The organism is Methylotenera versatilis 79, assembly GCF_000384375.1.
In the GTDB taxonomy this organism is placed as follows: Bacteria; Pseudomonadota; Gammaproteobacteria; order Burkholderiales; family Methylophilaceae; genus Methylotenera_A; species Methylotenera_A versatilis_B.
In genome coordinates, this window is the sequence record NZ_ARVX01000001.1 from 2,232,702 (window position 1) to 2,250,319 (window position 17,618).

Here is a 17,618-nt window from a genome sequence, read left to right on the forward strand (position 1 = left end):
TTAAGCCGCCTGTTGTATTGATCTCTCGTTGTGTAATTGCTTAATCACCAAATCAGTTGCGCCGTGGTGCGATATTTCGCCATTTTTCATCACCATTAATTGATCGGTCACTTTCAAAATATTGGTGCGGTGCGATATCACCACGATAGTTTTGCCTTGATTTTTTAATGCCAACAAAGCATTAAGTAGATACGTTTCGCCTGATTCATCCAAATGTGCGTTGGGTTCATCCAACACTAGAATGGATGGTGATTTGTATACCGCGCGCGCCAAACCAATCAATTGGCGCTGACCGCCAGACAGTGAAACACCAGATTCATCTATCCGCGTGTCGTAGCCTAAAGGCAGGCGTAGAATCACATCATGCAGTCCGACCACTTTTGCAGCCGCGATGATTTCGACTGAATCTAAAGTCTCAAAACGCGCGATATTCTCTGCAATCGTGCCTTCTAAAAGGCTGACATCCTGCGGCAGATAACCCATTGCAGCGGATAGTAGGTGTGGATTTAACTGCTCAATTGAAACGTCATCAACTAACAACATGCCGGGTTGCAAAGGCATCACGCCAACCAGACAGCGCGCCAAACTGGTTTTGCCTGAACCAGAAGGGCCCATAATGGTTAATAATTGTCCTGGTTTAATACTGGCATTCAACTGATTCAACACTTTTTTCTGCGATTTTGGCAAAGTGACACTCAGGTTTTTCAGCGTGATTTCGCCTTTGATTTCGTTTGTTTTTTCATCGTTAATTGCGCTTACTTCATGGTCAATATCGAGCCGTTTAACTTCATTAAACGAAGGCGTTAATACCGCGTTCAAACGGCGCATTGAATCTTTGGCTTGAATATATTGCTTCCAGGTGCTGACGATAACGTCAAAAGGTTGCAACGCCCTGCCGATCAACACATTTGACGCAATCATAGAACCGATGGAAATTTCACCTTTAACAGCCAAAAGTGCAGCCGCCGCCAGCATGAAAGATTGCATGGTGTAGCGTGTGAATTTGTTGATATGCTGGTTTCTGCTTTGCACGCGGATCGCGTTGCCATTGACGTTATTTGCCACGTATTGCAGGTTTTTCCAGCGGTTGTAAAGCTGCGGCAAAATGCCCATCACATGCAAAGTTTCCAAGTTACGCACTTTGCTGGATAAGAACTGCTGATTCTCAAGATTGACGCTCATCGTCGCTTTTAATGGCGCATCTGTGCTCATCTGATTCCAGATAGCCAAGCCAAACTGAATTCCGCAAAACAAAATAGCCAGCCAACCTAACGATGGACTTAATATAAATAACACTGCCACATAAATCAGCGTCCACGGCATATCAAAAAATGCAAACAAGCCGTTACTAGTCATAAACTGGCGGATATTCGTTAAATCCTGCATCGTCTCATGTGTGTTTTTTTGATTAGCAGTAAAGATGCGTTCGAACGCCTGATTGAATAATTTGCTATTCAGCGATTGATCAAACTTCACGCCTGCTTTGATGGTGATGATTGAACGTAACCATTCTGCAAAAGCCATCGCCACAATAAAAAAAGCAATTAGTAAAGTCACCGTGATGAGTGTCAGTTCATTTCTACTCAACATCACGCGATCATAAAGTTGCAACATGTAAATCGTTGGCACCAGCATCAGCAAGTTTGCGATGCAACTGAGCACAGCGATGCTAATGACATCCGACTTTAAAGGTGACAAATATTGCAATAGTGGCTGTTTTTTTAAGTGAATCATGCCGCCTGTACCTCTGCTTTTGACGTTTGTGCCAAATCAGCTTGATTAGAGCCTGCTTGAGCAGATGCAGCTTGTTTGGGTGCAGCCTGCGTTTGAGTAGGCTGAAGCGATGCCATGACTTCGGCAGGTTTGCCATAGCGAAACATCTGCCCATTCATCATAATCATCAAGAAATCGGCAAGATGCAAAATGTGCTGCAAGTGGCTGATAATAATAAAAGTAGCGCCTTGAGTTTTTAAACTGGTAATCATCGCCTGCAAAGCTTTATCGCTCGCCTCGTCCAAATTGGCATTGGGCTCATCTAGAATGATGATTTTAGGATTGCCATAAATCGCACGCGCCAGACCAATTAACTGCCTGCGACCACCAGACAAAAACGCTCCATCTTGGCCAATTTGCGTATTCACGCCTTCAGGTAAATCGGCAATCAAATCATGCAGGTTCAACAGCTCAATCACATGGTTTAATTTTTGATTATCCACCTCGTTAAATCGGGCGATATTTTCTGCCAATGTGCCATTAATCAACTCTATCGATTGCGGTAAATAGCCAATATATTCACCAAGTTCAGCCTTATTCCACTTATATGCATCCACGCCATTGAAGCGCACATTGCCGCTGCTTGGCTGATGCAGTCCTACTAACAATTTACTTAACGTGGTTTTGCCAGATGCTGATGGCCCGGCAATAATTAACACATTTCCAGCGTTAAGTTTGAACTGTATATTCTTTAAAAAAAGCTCTGCATTCTGTCTACCTTCTACTGGCACTGCGTAACTTAAACTTTCCACACTGATATCGCCAGTGGGTGGCGGCAAAGCCATGCCTACTTTAATATCTGAAAAATTGCTTAATAGATTTTCCAAACGACCATACGCTTCTTGTGCATCTGCAAGCACGCGCCATTGAGAAACCAACTGCACAAACGGGGAAAACACTCTGGCAGCTAGAATAGAAGCGATTATCATCATTGCTCCACCGTATGGCAGCGCGTTATTAATCACCAAATAGCAGCCCAAACCCAGCACTAATGAAGTTTGCATGGTTTGCAAAAATTTGGATGAAGCCGCGCTTTTACTGGCAATCTCAGATGCTTGCGATTGATGAAACAGAAACGCCTGTTGTTTACCTTGCCAACGCTGACCAATCGCTTGCAGCATGCCCATCGATTTCACCACTTCGGCTTTATTGGTGACGGTTGTAAAGTAATTTTGCGCCTCAAAAGCAAACTGGTTGGCTAACTTCATTTGCTTGTAGATACGAGTTTGATTCATCAGAATCATCACCACTTGGATAGCCAAAGCGGCTAAGGTAAAAAAACCTAAAACGGGATGAATAAAGAATAAGGCGACAATAAAAATCAGGCAAAACGGCACATCCATTAAGCCAATTAAAGCGGGTGAATACAGGCTTTCTTTCAGCGTTTTAAAATCGGTAAAAACTTGCTGAATGGGAAAGTTAAATGCTTTGAGCTTTGCTAAAAAAGCCGCGTCGAATATGGTTTGATTCAGTTGACTTTCAAATTTCAATGAGGCCTGAACGATTAACTTTTTACGTGCCCATTCAAGGCACTCCATCACCACATAAATAAACACAACCAGCAGTGTTAACATCGCCAATGTGGTCGTATTTCTACTGTTAATCACGCGGTCATATACTTCTAGCATGTACCACGAAGGCGCTAGTAGCATGAGATTGGTAAAAAAACCAAACAGCATGGCGTTGCGATAATAAGGCGCAATCGATATGAGCGATTTCTTTAAGACTGAATGTGGCGTTTTATTCAAGAGTTAACCAATACTTGGGCTTAAAATTGGGTTAAGTTAGGGTTTATCGCTATCTATTTAAATATTCTGCATAAGCAAAATACTTAAATAAAAGCGATTTAAAATAAGAAAGCGAGTGGGGTTTAATCCACTCGCTTTTTATTGCATTAAACCACTACGATATCGCTAGCTGTAAAGGTAGTTACACCCAACAACTGCGCAATATTCACAGCCGCACCTGCGCCGTTGCCGTCTGCATCATAACTAAGCATTTTGGTTGTAGTATCAAACAAAATATAGTCATTTGCATCCAGCGCCGTAGCACCTGCACCCACTCTTAAGTTTGCACTTGAGAAACCAGCTAATAATGACGCGAACTGATCAGTATGTAATTCAATTTTGTCGGTACCATGTAAAAAGTCAGTAATGGTATCAACGCCCGTTAAATTAAATGCTGTATTAACATAAGTTTGTGCAGTGGTAGATGAACCAGTGATGATTTGCTCATACACTTTACCAAACACAAACTTATCAGCACCGCCGCCGCCAGTTAAAGTATCGTTGCCACCATTGCCAATAAATACGTCAGCTTTAGTTGTACCAATAAATGTCTGGCTATCTGCATTACCTTCAAAACGTAGACCATTTTTTGTTACGCCAGAAGCATCAATCACCACATTATTGATTGTGCCGCCGTTGTTACCCAATGTATTTGAAAGGTTTGAAACAGAGCTATTTGCACGATGGTAGTAATGATCATTTAACATTTGAAGCGCAGTGTCTTCAACATTTAAACGACCTACAGTACCGCCAACTTGCACAACTTCCATTGACTTAAAGTTAGCATCGTTAAGTAAAACTGTACCGTTAGTTGTGTTATTAGCACCAATGCCTGTAGTAACACGCAATGTATCGATACCAGCACCACCTACAATTAAGTCATGGTTAGCGCCAGTAGCAATCCACTCTTTGTTACCGTCATCCGCTTTAGATGTCGTGCCTTGAACACCACTACCGAAGCCACCGATGATGAAAATATCATTACCCTCTTCACCATACAACTTATCAGCACCACCGTGACCAATCAACACATCGTTACCGCCACCGCCGTAATAAGTGTCATCACCCAAACGCATGGTTGCATAATCTACACCTGCGCTGCCGTATACCGTTTCGCTAGCACCAGCAGATTCATTGGCACCATCAATACGTGTATAACTACCAGCCTCGCCTTCGCTGGCATCGTAAATCATGTCGACATTGTGGAAAAGGTTAGCGACTGAGTAGTCATCAAACTGTAAGGAAGCCGCTTCATACTCCACTTCAGTAGCACCAACGATGCTAGCATCTGGTTCAAATTCTACCTCTTCAAATTCCAACTCAATCGTAACAGTTTCTTTGGGGCCGCCAGCAACACCATAAATGTGCGTACCAGGGTTCAAGAAACCAAGACTTAATGATTCACCATTCGCTTCAAGTTGTTCAGCAGACAGCGTGATATTGACACCGCTGGCAAGCTCAATACGCTCAATACCTCTAAAAACAAGCGATTCTCCGAATTCGCCACTTTCTGTAAATTGAAGAGTATCTACCGCATTGTATCCAGCAATCGTAGTGGCAAAAGTGCTGATAGCACTAGAACCGGGGCGAGTAACAATATTCAGGCGAACATCTGTTTCAATCTCCTGAGATTGTTCAACATCTTCGATTTCAACTGTTTCATTAGTAATGGTGTCAAATACAACTAGCTCTTCTTCCTCTTCACCGCCCTCCTCTTCTTCGCCTTCAAGCTCTGAAACATTGATATATCTAGCAATCTCACCTGTATTATCTAAGCCTGAGACACCGCCTGAAATAAAAGTTATGCCTTCAAACTCATCACCAATTATGAAGCTATCATTGCCGCTGCCACCAAGCAAGACATCGTTAGAAGTCACTACAAACAGATTACCATTAACAGATTCATCTCCAGCTGTACTACCACCGCCATCAATAAAATCTGCACCATCACCACCAGACAATATATCGTCCCCATCACCAGCGTAGATACTATCGTCCCCAGCATCACCGCTGATGATGTCGTTACCACTACCCGCGTAAATGGTATCAACGCCATTACCACCTGATACAATGTTGTTGCCATCACCTGCAAAGATAAAATCATCTCCATCACCACCCGAGATTAAATCATTGCCAGAACCAGCTGAGATAGAATCGTTACCGGCACCGCCATCGATAATGTTATTACCAATATCCGTTACACCATCGCCTGTTGAAATAAAATCATCACCATCTCCGCCTGATAGATAGTCATTACCGAGCCCACCTACTAAGTAATCATTTCCACCTTTACCAAAAATAATATCATTACCCGCACCGCCGTCAATGGTGTTGTCGAGCGCATTACCTTCGACATAATCATTACTTGATGTACCTGTATAGTCAGTTTCTGTAGTATTAAATATTTTTATAGCCATTTTATTACTCCTGATAGATTAAATTATCTAATTGCACCAATTTATTAACATTTATAAAATAAGCCCAAGTAAGAAATTTGCTTACTTAGGCATTTAAATTACAAATTAAAATGGCACTACCGGCGTTGGTAAAACCGCAGCCCCTGTATTAGCCGGGGTATATCCAGTTAGACCAAACTCTCTGAAACCATTAACTCCACCACCAGAAGCCGGCTCTTGATAAGATTGGCGTACACGTACTGCATCTGCGCTAGAGACCAAAGTTCCAGTTGCAGCACAAGTGCTATGTACATATAACCAAGGTGAACTAGCAGTGCTCGTTCCGTCATCGTCTAATGCATTAACATCTAGTGTGAAATTCACCCAGTTATCATCTAAAGAAGCTGATTGCTCACCAGCTGTTGGAGTACCACCTGGCGCAGCATTAAGACCATTAATAGATAAGGTATATGCAGGTGTAGTCAAGGGTAATGCTACATATCCAGTATTGGGTCCAGCTGACCATAATGGAGTGGCTCTATGTTGCACTGCAGTGAAAGTTAGCCCCGCACGATAGACTTTGCTAGCTGAAGCGATGTGCCTCCAATAACCAGCATCTGCTGCACGACCGGTAAATCCACCAAGAGCAATATCGTTAAATTCCATAGTTTGAGTACCTGCTACTCCAGCCAAATAATCATTTAATGTATTAACGATTTGGAAACCATATACGCACTGGCCTAAAGAAGCATTACGCCAGACGCGACTAGTGTAGTTTGCGACAGTTACGCCATTTTCAGTAATGCTGCCAGTAGTAGAGGCTGTTTGACCAGCACCACCCCAGCCGGCCGCATTGTAAGGAGATGGTGGCAATGATGCATTACCACCCGTTGGTCCCGCAGTATCGCCAAGATTTGCATCTGTGTTATTTTGAACAAAAGGCTGAAAGGCGCCTGAACCAAAGTTTTCATAAGGCCAAAATATTTTATAAGCAGTAGTACCTAGAGGTTGTGCAACAGCTGGGTTCGTAGGAGCGGTGGCCGCAGTAGCAGTACCAGCAGCAGGCAAATCAATAAATGGTGCAACAGCAAATGCATGCACTGAAGCAAAACCAAGCGTGCTTAATACTGCAAGTTTCAATAATGAATTTTTCATTTTCTTCTCCAAAAGAGTTAAAATATGCAGGCATTTGTGGCTGCCTGCGACACCAACTCACCTCAATCTTTAATTAGCGCCTTGTAAGTACTAAATAGATTTTGGTTGAATTCTTTTATTGGGCAGTTGCAAATGCCCTAAAAATTTTTCTGATTAGTTCGTCGCCATACTGTCTTCTCTAATAATTAACCAGCGGCCATTTCTATTTTCTAAATCCACAATTTTTCTTACCGTGTCCTGTTTGGTATCAGCCGTTATAGTTTGGGTAAACATGGCTAATGCACGGTTACCATCTGGCTTGATACTTAAATAAGAAATGTTGATAGCAGGACTATTATCTTTGCTGATTTCGACTTTGCGCTTGCGCTCCCATTGTTGGCGGGTGCTTCCATCTGACGGAATAAAATCAGATGCATAGGTATTAAAGTAAGCATCAAGGTTTTTGTTTGTTAATGCGGAAGCCCAAGTTTTAATAGTTGTGTCAATTAACTGCTGATTGGCATCTAATACATCGCTTTCCTGATTAAACTCAGCTTCCGATTGCATGGCTTGATTGATCGCTACAATATCTTTTTCTGATGCGCCCACTTTTTGCTCTGGTACTTTTTTAGCTGCATTTTTAGCCAGTTTAGCTTTCGCATCTTTAACGTATCTCGGTGCCTGATCAAAATCGTAGCGCACGTTTAATGTCATGGTTTGCCCTAGATACTTATCACGCAACTCGGCGTCATAGCTGGTGAGTAAGGTTAACTGGTCATTTTCATCATCGCCAGTTAAGCGCACGCTACCGCCTAAAAGCAAACTATTACGATCAGGGTTTAAACCGGGGCTGATAAAACGTGTGCCGCCAAATACAAAACGTGCACTGCTGTCTTGTGCTACATTAGCAAACTCATGGTGATACAATCCGTGTAATTCCAGTTCTGCACCCCAGTCTTTTTCTTGCAGGCTGTAAATAACCTTGCCACCTAAACCGCCGCGAATAGAGTCAAAACTGCGGCTATTCACTTGCAAATTAATAGGTGAATCTGCTTGGGTAAATACGGGCAGGCCGTTTTCAATGAGTTGTACTGGGGGTGAGGAGCCAGGTACTGTAGCAATTCTAGAGTCCCTGCCTTTTTCGGTGTAACCACTCTCCTTTAAACGCGTGTAATCAAGCGTTGCAATCGGCACAAAGCTTAAATTATCATCCAGCAATATCGGCATGCCTGCATCTAGCCTGCCAGATAACTGCCAGCTGTCATGCTGACCCATTGCGGTGTATTGCAAAAAGTTACGGCTGGTTTCATAGGTATTGCGGCCTATACCCAGCATACCGTTGACATACCAATCATCCATAGCCCAGCTGCCGTAGGTAGCGAGTAAATAACTGTTGATATCGTTACGGTTATTAGCGGTGTAACCTGTGTTAGATACATTGCCACGCGTAAATGCAGCTGCAAAACCCAGTCGCTGGTTGCCAGCATCATCCATCGCTTTATCTGCACCAAATGCAAACCCAGCGGCAGAGCTGGTATAGCCATCCACACCTTTTAAACGCTCTTGCAAGCCACGGTCACCAAAACCTTGTACCCACACAGCTTTGCTTTGAACGCTATTGTCGCCAATACCATTTATGTCACCATTGGCCGCTATATTTGCTGGCTGAGGGTTTGCAGGAAAATAATTGCTCAGCATGCGTGTTTCTAAAATATTGAATACTTTATCCGTATTTCCTTGCACCATACGGAAAGCACCATCATTGATTTCTGGGCGTAAGCGTTCGGCGGTACCAATTAAATTATTGCCTTTTACGCGTAACAACTCCGTTTGCAATTCCACAGGCAATACAGTGTTACCTGTGTAATTAAAGACAGCATCCAGCGCATTAGTAGCGGATTGTGTCACTTGCCCTTTTAAAAAGTTGGGGATGCCAATTGTGGCGGTCAGTAATAAATCATCCCCTACCAAACTAGGCAGGAATTGTAAAAAGCCTGGTGATTGCACGATAGGAATTCCAGAAACATTGGTAGCAGCGATAAAACTGAAACCCTTATCAATTTTTTCATCAAAAAATGCAGAAGGTATCAAAATAGAAGCTGGGTCAAAGGTGGTGACACCAGTAGCATTTAGTTGGCCTTGTTGAAGATTACTCACAGTCATCAATAAAGCGGAACCCGCTTCCATATTGGCATTGCCATCAACATTCAAGGTTGCGCGACCTAGATTAAGTTTGCCTTGATTGATTAAGTTGCCAGTGATTGAGCCAATACTATCTGTACTCGCTGGAGATATGGTGCCTGTCCAATTAGCTCCAGAACCAATGATGACGCGACTTGCAGTCAGCACTCCATTAAGCTGAGAATTTCTTGTTCCTAAGCTTCCGTCTGAATTAATGAAACTCCCGTCTTGACCACTCAATAAATTGATATCTCCAGTCACACTAAAGTTACCGTTTAATTGCGTGGGTGTACCCGTTACGTTCATTGTAGTAAATCCACTCACACTGCCATAGCTTGGGCAAGGTGTCATAGTCGAGCATGCAGAATCTACATTTAAATTAAGTACATTGTTGCCCAGACCGTTGGCTGTAATACTGCCATTTATAGCTTTACTCACATTTACCGTGTTTACAGCACCTGCAACATCGTTAATCGTGACAGGGTTAAATATAGAATCTGTATTGAGTGTAAATGTGCGATCACCATGCACAAGATATAGTGTGGTGGAAATACCTCCGCTGACATTGGTCACCGCACTATCGGTTTGGTCAACATTAATAGCACCTAATATAAGACCATTAGCAGTTACAGGATGATTAATGACATGATTACCAGAGCCTAAATAAGCGTTAGTAAATGTGCCATTGATAATACTGTTTCTAGGCCCTACATCGTCTTGCGTAAAAGCAACTGCTAAGCCAGATAAAGCTTGTGCTTCTGTTAATAATACGTTGCGATCTACCACATATAAATCACCGGCATTAGCATTAAATACCGTACTGCCAGCCGTCACATTGGTAGCATATTGCGTACCATCTTGCACAAGCGGAGCTGTAAAACCGCCTCCACCAAAGCTAACTACTTTACTAATATATGATGGCACTACGCCAACACCATTTCTAACAGTCTCAAATTCTCCATTCACGGTTAGTAAGGCAGCATTTGTATAAATCCCTGCAGTTAAATCTCCAAAGCCTGTGATTTGTCCAGAAGTAGGCTGAAAGAAATTAGGCTCAAGGAATGGATTTAGCCCAACAAAATTATTGATTGTGAGGGATGGTGTGTTAGCGCCAGCAGTAATGGCAGCGGCATAGCCCACCTCTATCCCATTATTAAATAATTTTCGCGTGGCTTCATCGTAGGTCCAACCTGCTGGGTCGAATACGCGAGTAAAATTGAAGTTAGAATCAAATGTTGATAAATCGATAATCCCTCTGTTATTGATAACAGCCGCTTGATTGCCAGTTATGTTAACCGCACTGGTCGCACCTACTGTAGTAGCCGTGTTACGGATCACCGCACCAAAATCTGGAGGGTTTAAATTTGGGTCAACCGTAGTATTATTTAATGTGGCTGTGCCAGCACTTGTATCTAAAATCACTTCACCAATAATGGTGGTATCAATATTATCTGACACGCCAGAACAAGTGTAAGTACCATTACTATTATCTACGCAAGCGGCATAAATTGAGTGACTATTTGTCATGCTGGCCAAAGCCAACAGCACATTCACAAATAAAGTATTTCTGTTAAATTTGTTTGGAGTATTCATTATTTCACCTCCTGATTGCTGGCAGTGTTGAGTCTGCTTGCTTTTGGTTTGGTTTGACTTAGAGACGAGGCGTCAGGTAACTTAGCTTTTGCAGTAGAGTTGGCTTCAATTTGTTTCGTCGCCAGCGCATGCTCCTGTGTAATTTTCCATTGCCCACCTTTTAATTCAAAGGTAAGCACTTTGCGCACATTTTCTACTTGCTCACCTCGATTAACTGTTTGGTTAAACACGGCAACCATGCGCTTACCTTCTGGCATTACCACTACATCGCTTAATTGAGTATTTTTTGTGGCATTTGTTACAAATGATAATTTTGTAGTTTCCACCCAGTCTGCACGATTAATACCATAAGGCGCAAAGTCTGGGGTATATGATGCTATATAAGAGTCTGCCTTATTATTCACTTGCGCTTTGCGCCAAGCTTCTACGCTATTAGTAACTTCTTGCTCTGCAACTTGCGTCGATATTTGGGTGCGATTAATTACAGGTAGTGCCTTAATTTTATCCAGTTGTTGTGCTAGAGCCACCTCTTCTGCATTCGGTACATTAGTTGGCGTTTCTAAATCAGATAAATTAGGTTCAGTTACTAGTGCACTGTTTGGCAACGCTTTTTTAGAAGCATCAAAATCATAAGCTACTGATAGCCAAATGCCGCGTGGTGCACCGGCCGAAATAAATTGCGATGGGATCCATTCACTAGAGTTGTAATTAAAGCCACCAGGGCCAATTGCGCCGAATGTAGATGGTGCAATTGGATTAATGCCTAAGCGCCCTGCGGTGTAGTATTGCTTATCAAGCAAATTATTAATACGTGCATTGAGCGTCCAGCCTTTACCCATATTGTAACGACTGCTCAAATTGACAACGGCATATCCAGGTGCTGTACCATCGTATTGATTATCAGGCAATTTAACTTGAGCACCACCCGTACCACTTACAGTAACAACTCTGCCTTGACTTGGTGTGTGCGCATTGTTTTCGTTGCCGCGTAAAAATGAGCCGCTATGCGCTACAACACCTAGATTCACTTTAAAATCTCGGGTTACTTTATAGCCCCAATTAAAATTAAGGTTATTAAACGGTATGCCAGGCAATACATTGCCAGGCTTTACTTGAATCATATTATAATTGGGTGAGCCAGGATCAAGCGTACGTGAACTATTGTTGGGGCTAATGGTTTGAAAGTTTGATTGAAAAGTAGCATCTGTCAGTGAATAGTTGATGCGGAAATCTGATTTGCCATATTCGCCAGCGATACCAAACTCTAAACCTTGACGCCGCGTATCGCCAATGCTTTGAAAAAAGTTAAGTTCGGGCGTTAGCGATGTCATATAGATGTCATCACGTAAATCAGTACGGTACGCGCTGATATTCCATTCCAAAAAGTCACCAAATTTGCCACGCGCACCTATTTCCATTGTTTGCGCTTTAACCTGTGGCAAATAGGGGTCGCCAGATAGAGCACTGGGGAGGGAACAACCTCTGTTTTCTAAAATACTGCGTGGTTTAAAAGGAGGTTGTGGATTACCATCAGGATCAATTACGGAAGGTACCAGAGTTCCATCATAAGCGCAGCCCAACTCAATCACAGATGGCACACGCGTGCCTTGATTCCAGTTGGCGTATAAATTTAAATTGGGTTTGGCTTGCCAAGTGGCACCAAAAGCAGGGTTAAGTGAGTGATACGAAAACTTTTCGATTGCCGGCACGTCTAGCAACCCAGCTATTCTTGCTTTCTCAATATCTGTTAGATTTAAGTTGGCGACAGTTTCCTGTCTATAAGCCAATGCATCTATTGGCTTGGTACTGTCGTATGTACAACCAGCGGTGGTGCAGGTTTGATAAAATAGCACTTTGTTTAATAATTTATTTAGACCACTTTCTGAGATTTTAGGGGCAAGTTTATTCTGAATATCGGTGTAGTTATATCGAGCAGATGCTGATAAATTCAGCGTCTGGGTTGGACTCCAGGTTTCACTCGCATATAAGCTTTTAGTAGAAGATCTGCCTTTAAATTTATTGATTGGCACATCGTGATTTCTCGCATAAAATTCTTCTCCTATCTGATCAGGCGCGCTATATACGTTACGATTATTATCCAACAAACCATAGCTCTGCGAACCATCATAGCTTGCTGTTGCCTGATCTATTGCAGCACCCACCATTGCTTTATGCTGGTCTAAATTAAAGTTGATCTGAACTGTAGCGCCCTTGGTAGTTTGCCGAATATCAGATTCAGTAATCACCGCAGTAGGTGTGCCTTCAATTACACCCGCTCCACCATCAAAAAAACCATTACGACTTTTGCCAGTACTGGGTAGACCAAAATCATTAGCTACCAGTTGACCCGTCGCTTGGCTAATTCCGCCTGTAGTAGGACATCTAGTGGCATTAGTAGCTGGTGCAGCAAAAATATAGAATCGATTACCTCCGTCAACATAGCTCGCAGGTTGTCCATTACCCGGTGAAACTCCTTTTACAAAATCCAAAGTCGTGGCAGAAAAGGATAAGCTTGGTACATCAATGGAATTGGAAAACGACCCTGCACCTGGAGATGAGAATTTACTTTGTAACTCTTGCTGCAATTCTACTGGTATTGACGCATTTCTAATGAATCCGGCAGGTGGTGTGTATGTATTATTAAGAAGCCCATCAAATACTGTAGAAGCGAAGTCGTTATAGGTAGCTTCATCTGCCACATAATAATCTGGGAAGCCTTTACCATCGCTATCGAGTAGATTGCAGGTGAAATCTTCCCCAAGTAATGCCTTACGGGTCTGTTCAGCTCTGTAAGGCCCATCAAAGTTGGAATTTTCAAATTCTTCTCGCGGAATAATATCGCCTGTACTCGACCTACGATTACTTTGTCGGTGATAGACCATCCCAGTGACATTGACCGTGTCATTGACATCAAAAGCACCCGCAATTTGAAACTGGATTAATTTATTCTTGGTAACATCTGGCGAAGTAAATACTGCGCTTGGGTCTTGTCGATATAACTCCTGTGGCACAGTGCCGTTACCTGTTAACTTGTTTACAACACCTAAGGTGGAAAAAGCGATCGATGCACGCTCGCCTTGCCATTCTAATTTACCAAAGGCTTGGTTGACTTTACTGGGTGAATTGTCACGCCAGCCATCCTCCATAAATACATTGATCGCACCAAATGCTGCGTAATCACCTGCTGTATCCCAGCTACCCTCTTCTTTAATGGCGTTATTCCAACCACCTGATGCTTGCAGTTGTTTGCGACCAAATGAACCTGTTAACACTTCAGCAGAAACACCTGCATCGGTAAAACCACTTTTTGTTTTCATTGTGAGCGCGCCACCCAGCGTGTTTAATCCGTATAAGGGGTTTGAACCAGGAATTAAATCAAAACCGCCTAGCGCATTCATGGGAATCATGTCCCAGTTAACGACATCCCCAAAAGGTTCATTAATACGAATACCATCAAAAAATACTGATAACCCTTGCGGTGAGCCGATCTGCGGACTAGCGGTAAATCCACGATAGGTAACATCCATTTGAAATGGATTGCCTTGGTAATCATTGACATTGACCGATTGCAATTTGGAATTTAATAAATCGGCCAAACTAAGTGAGTGCGCTTCTTTGATTTCTTTTGCAGAAATGCTTTGGATATTGCCCGCAATCTGCTCTTTAGTGAGGTCAAGTCCAGGCATTGGACCGATTTGTTTAAAGCGTTTGGCGCGTACTTTTACTTCTTTCAACTCTACATTTGTAGAAGTGTTATCGCTGACTTTAACTGCCGGGGCTTTTCTGAGCTCCAGCTCACCTTTCTTATTGTTAATAATCTCAAGCCCGGAATCTTTAAGCAGCGTAGTAAAACCGTCTTTAACCGTGTATTGGCCTTTTAAGCCCTGCGTGTTTTTGTTGTGGGTTAGGTCAGAATCGAATGAAAGCAGTACACCAGCAGTAGCTGAATATTCAGATAGTGCTTTTGTTAAATCACCTGCGGGGATATTAAATGATTGTGGCGGGATGGTTTTGACAAGCTCGTCCGCAAAGCTATTGGACGCCTGAGCCATCATAAGCATGATGGATAAACTTATAATATTTTGTGATTTTTTTGCAAAACCACACTTACCAAATCTAAATGTTTGGTTTACTGATCTAGCCACACACTTCTCCCATTAAACAAACTTTAAATAATTATGTTTTATGCTAGATACGCCAAACGAGAATCGAAAAGGTATAAAGATTTTTATAAATATTTTGAATATATTTATAAAAAGTAAGTAAAAGTGCTTTTTTGCTTGCTAAAGGTCGGCTTGTATTAGTGTTTGAATGACATTTGAAACGTATCCTTTGACTCAGGATATATTGATAACCTAAACAGGTTTGAAGGTAACCCAGTATTTGCTCACAGTGTGAATACGCAGTGAATGGGTATGTTGAAGGCTAGAGAATATTGCATCTATATCATTAAGTGGAAATGAGCCAGATACCAAAACATTGGCAATAGCTGGGTCGCAACGTAGATAGCCTATGTAATAGCGATCTAATTCAATTAGAAATTCATTTAGCGGCATATCTACAACACTTAAGATGCCTTTAGTCCATAAATCCGTACCGAATCTTAATGGCTTAATTCCAGGTAAGATTTGGTCGTTAAAAATGGTCGTATGATTTTCATATAGCTTTTGTTTAAAGCCATTATTTGCAAAAGTTTGGATAGAAACAGCATCTTTGTAAACGTTAACTGAAACGTAATCACGGTGCTGCCGAACACTAAATCTTGTGCCTAATGCTGTGATAGTTCCGTATTTGGTGCGTACGCTAAAAGGCTTTGAAGCGCCCTTTCCATGGCCAGTTTCAATTAAAACCTCGCCTTTAATCAACTTAATCGTTCGATTTTTATCATCATATTGTTGATCAATTGCGGTATCGCTATTTAATACCAGCATCGTTTCGTCTGATAAATACAGCGTTTTAATCTCGCCCTTGTGCGTGGTGTAATCTGCCAACATGGCTTGCCATGGCTTTTGATGATAAGCAATTAAGCCTGTGCCAGTTGCCACTGCAACAATGCCGAGATTTTTTAACAGGTGCCTTCTTGATAAAGAAAATGTCCTACGTTGAAGTAACACCTCCTTGCTGATAACAGGCTCTAAACCATCAAAAGGTTTACTCACTTGCAGAATACGATTCCATGCATTTAAGTTGAGGCTTGACGCATCTTTCCATGCCTCAAAAGCAGCACGATCCTCTTCACTGCAATCAGATTCATTCAGCTTTACATACCACTCTGAGGCAATAGCAATTGGATTAGACATATTCAATATATTAAGTAAAAAAGATTGAGGTGAATAATTTATTTAAAATTGTATCTATTGTGCGGAGTTTATTTCTGCAGGGTTTATCGCTCAGAAGCGCAATGCATTAAAGCTCTTGCAATGTATTTTTTAATTGAGATGACACTCATGCCCATCTCCTCGGCTATTTCTGGATAAGTCAGCCCATCCAGTTTATGCATCAGAAATGCGGTACGCACTTTAGCAGGCAAACCATCTAACATTTGATCAATAGTCACCAATTTTTCTAAATTGATCAGATACGATTCTGTACAAGGGAATAGTTTTTCTTGCGATTCGCCAAAATTGATCATGGCGGCCATATAAGCGGCTTCCATATCGCGTCGGCGCAAAAAGTTAACCATCAAACCATGCGCAATTTTAGTTAAGTAAGCCCGCGGTTCAACAATCTGTTCAGCTTCCACCTTAGAAAGCATGCGAATAAACGTGTCTTGCATTAAATCAGCCGCATCAAAAGTAGAGCCTACTTTTTTTGATAGCCAAGTATGGAGCCAGGAATTGTGCTCCATATAGAAATTTCCTACCAAAGTATTTTGCATCATGCTTTTTTTATCCTTAAATAATGCTAATGGTTCGCAAGAGTAAGGTGCAAAATGCATGCCTAAAAATGGGGAATTACTAAGCTACTGTTTTAATTAAGTTTACTCATTTTAAATGGCAGTTAAATTGGTTGTAATTAATAAAATTTGGTTGTAGATGGCTGAATATAACCACCACATAAATATGCATTAATTAGAAATTTTGTTTAAATTTAATACTGAATTGGGTGAATTAAGTCAGTCACTCAATGAGACCAGTGCAATTTTTTGAGGCGCATTGCGTAACAATACATAAGTAGGATTTTTGGATTTAAATCCTAAAGTGTTCGATGCAACTGGTCGTTTGTCATTTGGATACCAATAAGCTGAATGACACTGCTCGCAAGCGTGTTCAATTTGCGAACCAACCTGTAACAACGAGTCTGGGTTTCTCTCTCTAATCGCTACTAATGCTAGCTTTGCTGCATTCTGCAAGTTAATGGCTTTATCGTTAAAGTCTTTTCGATTTTCTTGAATCAACTTTTCAATTTCTGCGGGCTGCAACTCAACAGGATGGATTGATGTGATAGCTCCTGCATGGGCGACATGACGATTAGGGATTTGCAAAAGGTTTCCAGCTTCAATCAACACAATTGCGTGATTCTTTAAAGTATTCCACTCTTCATCCGTAGAAGGTACTTTTTCAACCACTCCATCTTTGGTACCCACTGTGGATACCGAGTTCCAAATAGGATCTACATTTGGATCAATGACTGACAACATAATTTCCTGCAATGTAGCAACTGGTTTTATAGTTGTAGCGTCTTTGTCTTGATTATTTGAACTACTACAAGCTGCCTGCAAGCCAAGACTTAACCATATAAAAACTAACATTAT

At 41.9% G+C, this 17,618-nt stretch carries 9 protein-coding genes; all 9 read right to left on the reverse strand.

Annotated features, from left to right (window positions below):
- A complete protein-coding gene (locus tag METVE_RS0110825; RefSeq protein WP_020168500.1) occupies positions 1–1,734 on the reverse strand; it encodes a type I secretion system permease/ATPase in 1,734 nt (577 codons plus the stop codon).
- Positions 1,731–3,521, reverse strand: a complete 1,791-nt coding sequence (locus tag METVE_RS0110830; protein ID WP_020168501.1) for a type I secretion system permease/ATPase — start codon at positions 3,519–3,521, stop codon at positions 1,731–1,733. Before METVE_RS0110830 ends, METVE_RS0110825 begins: the two co-directional genes overlap by 4 nt.
- A 146-nt stretch (positions 3,522–3,667) precedes the next feature.
- A complete protein-coding gene (locus METVE_RS0110835) occupies positions 3,668–5,977 on the reverse strand; it encodes a calcium-binding protein (protein WP_020168502.1) in 2,310 nt (769 codons plus the stop codon).
- 105 nt (positions 5,978–6,082) lie between these two features.
- Positions 6,083–7,111: a hypothetical protein gene (locus METVE_RS0110840; RefSeq protein ID WP_020168503.1), complete on the reverse strand. Its 1,029-nt coding sequence runs from the start codon at positions 7,109–7,111 to the stop codon at positions 6,083–6,085.
- Between the two features lie 153 nt (positions 7,112–7,264).
- Complete coding sequence (locus METVE_RS0110845; RefSeq protein ID WP_020168504.1) at positions 7,265–10,864, reverse strand: autotransporter outer membrane beta-barrel domain-containing protein; 3,600 nt, start codon at positions 10,862–10,864, stop codon at positions 7,265–7,267.
- Positions 10,864–15,009 carry a TonB-dependent receptor domain-containing protein gene (locus METVE_RS0110850; RefSeq protein ID WP_020168505.1) on the reverse strand — a complete coding sequence of 1,382 codons (4,146 nt, stop codon included), beginning with the start codon at positions 15,007–15,009 and terminating at the stop codon, positions 10,864–10,866. The genes METVE_RS0110845 and METVE_RS0110850 overlap by 1 nt, the downstream gene beginning before the upstream one ends.
- Positions 15,010–15,219: 210 nt before the next feature.
- On the reverse strand, positions 15,220–16,164 hold the full coding sequence (locus METVE_RS0110855; protein ID WP_020168506.1) for a FecR domain-containing protein: 945 nt from the start codon (positions 16,162–16,164) through the stop codon (positions 15,220–15,222).
- 83 nt (positions 16,165–16,247) lie between these two features.
- On the reverse strand, positions 16,248–16,745 hold the full coding sequence (locus METVE_RS0110860) for a sigma-70 family RNA polymerase sigma factor (protein WP_232415319.1): 498 nt from the start codon (positions 16,743–16,745) through the stop codon (positions 16,248–16,250).
- 234 nt (positions 16,746–16,979) lie between these two features.
- Positions 16,980–17,615: a hypothetical protein gene (locus tag METVE_RS0110865; RefSeq protein ID WP_232415320.1), complete on the reverse strand. Its 636-nt coding sequence runs from the start codon at positions 17,613–17,615 to the stop codon at positions 16,980–16,982.
- Between the last annotated feature and the right edge of the window lie 3 nt (positions 17,616–17,618).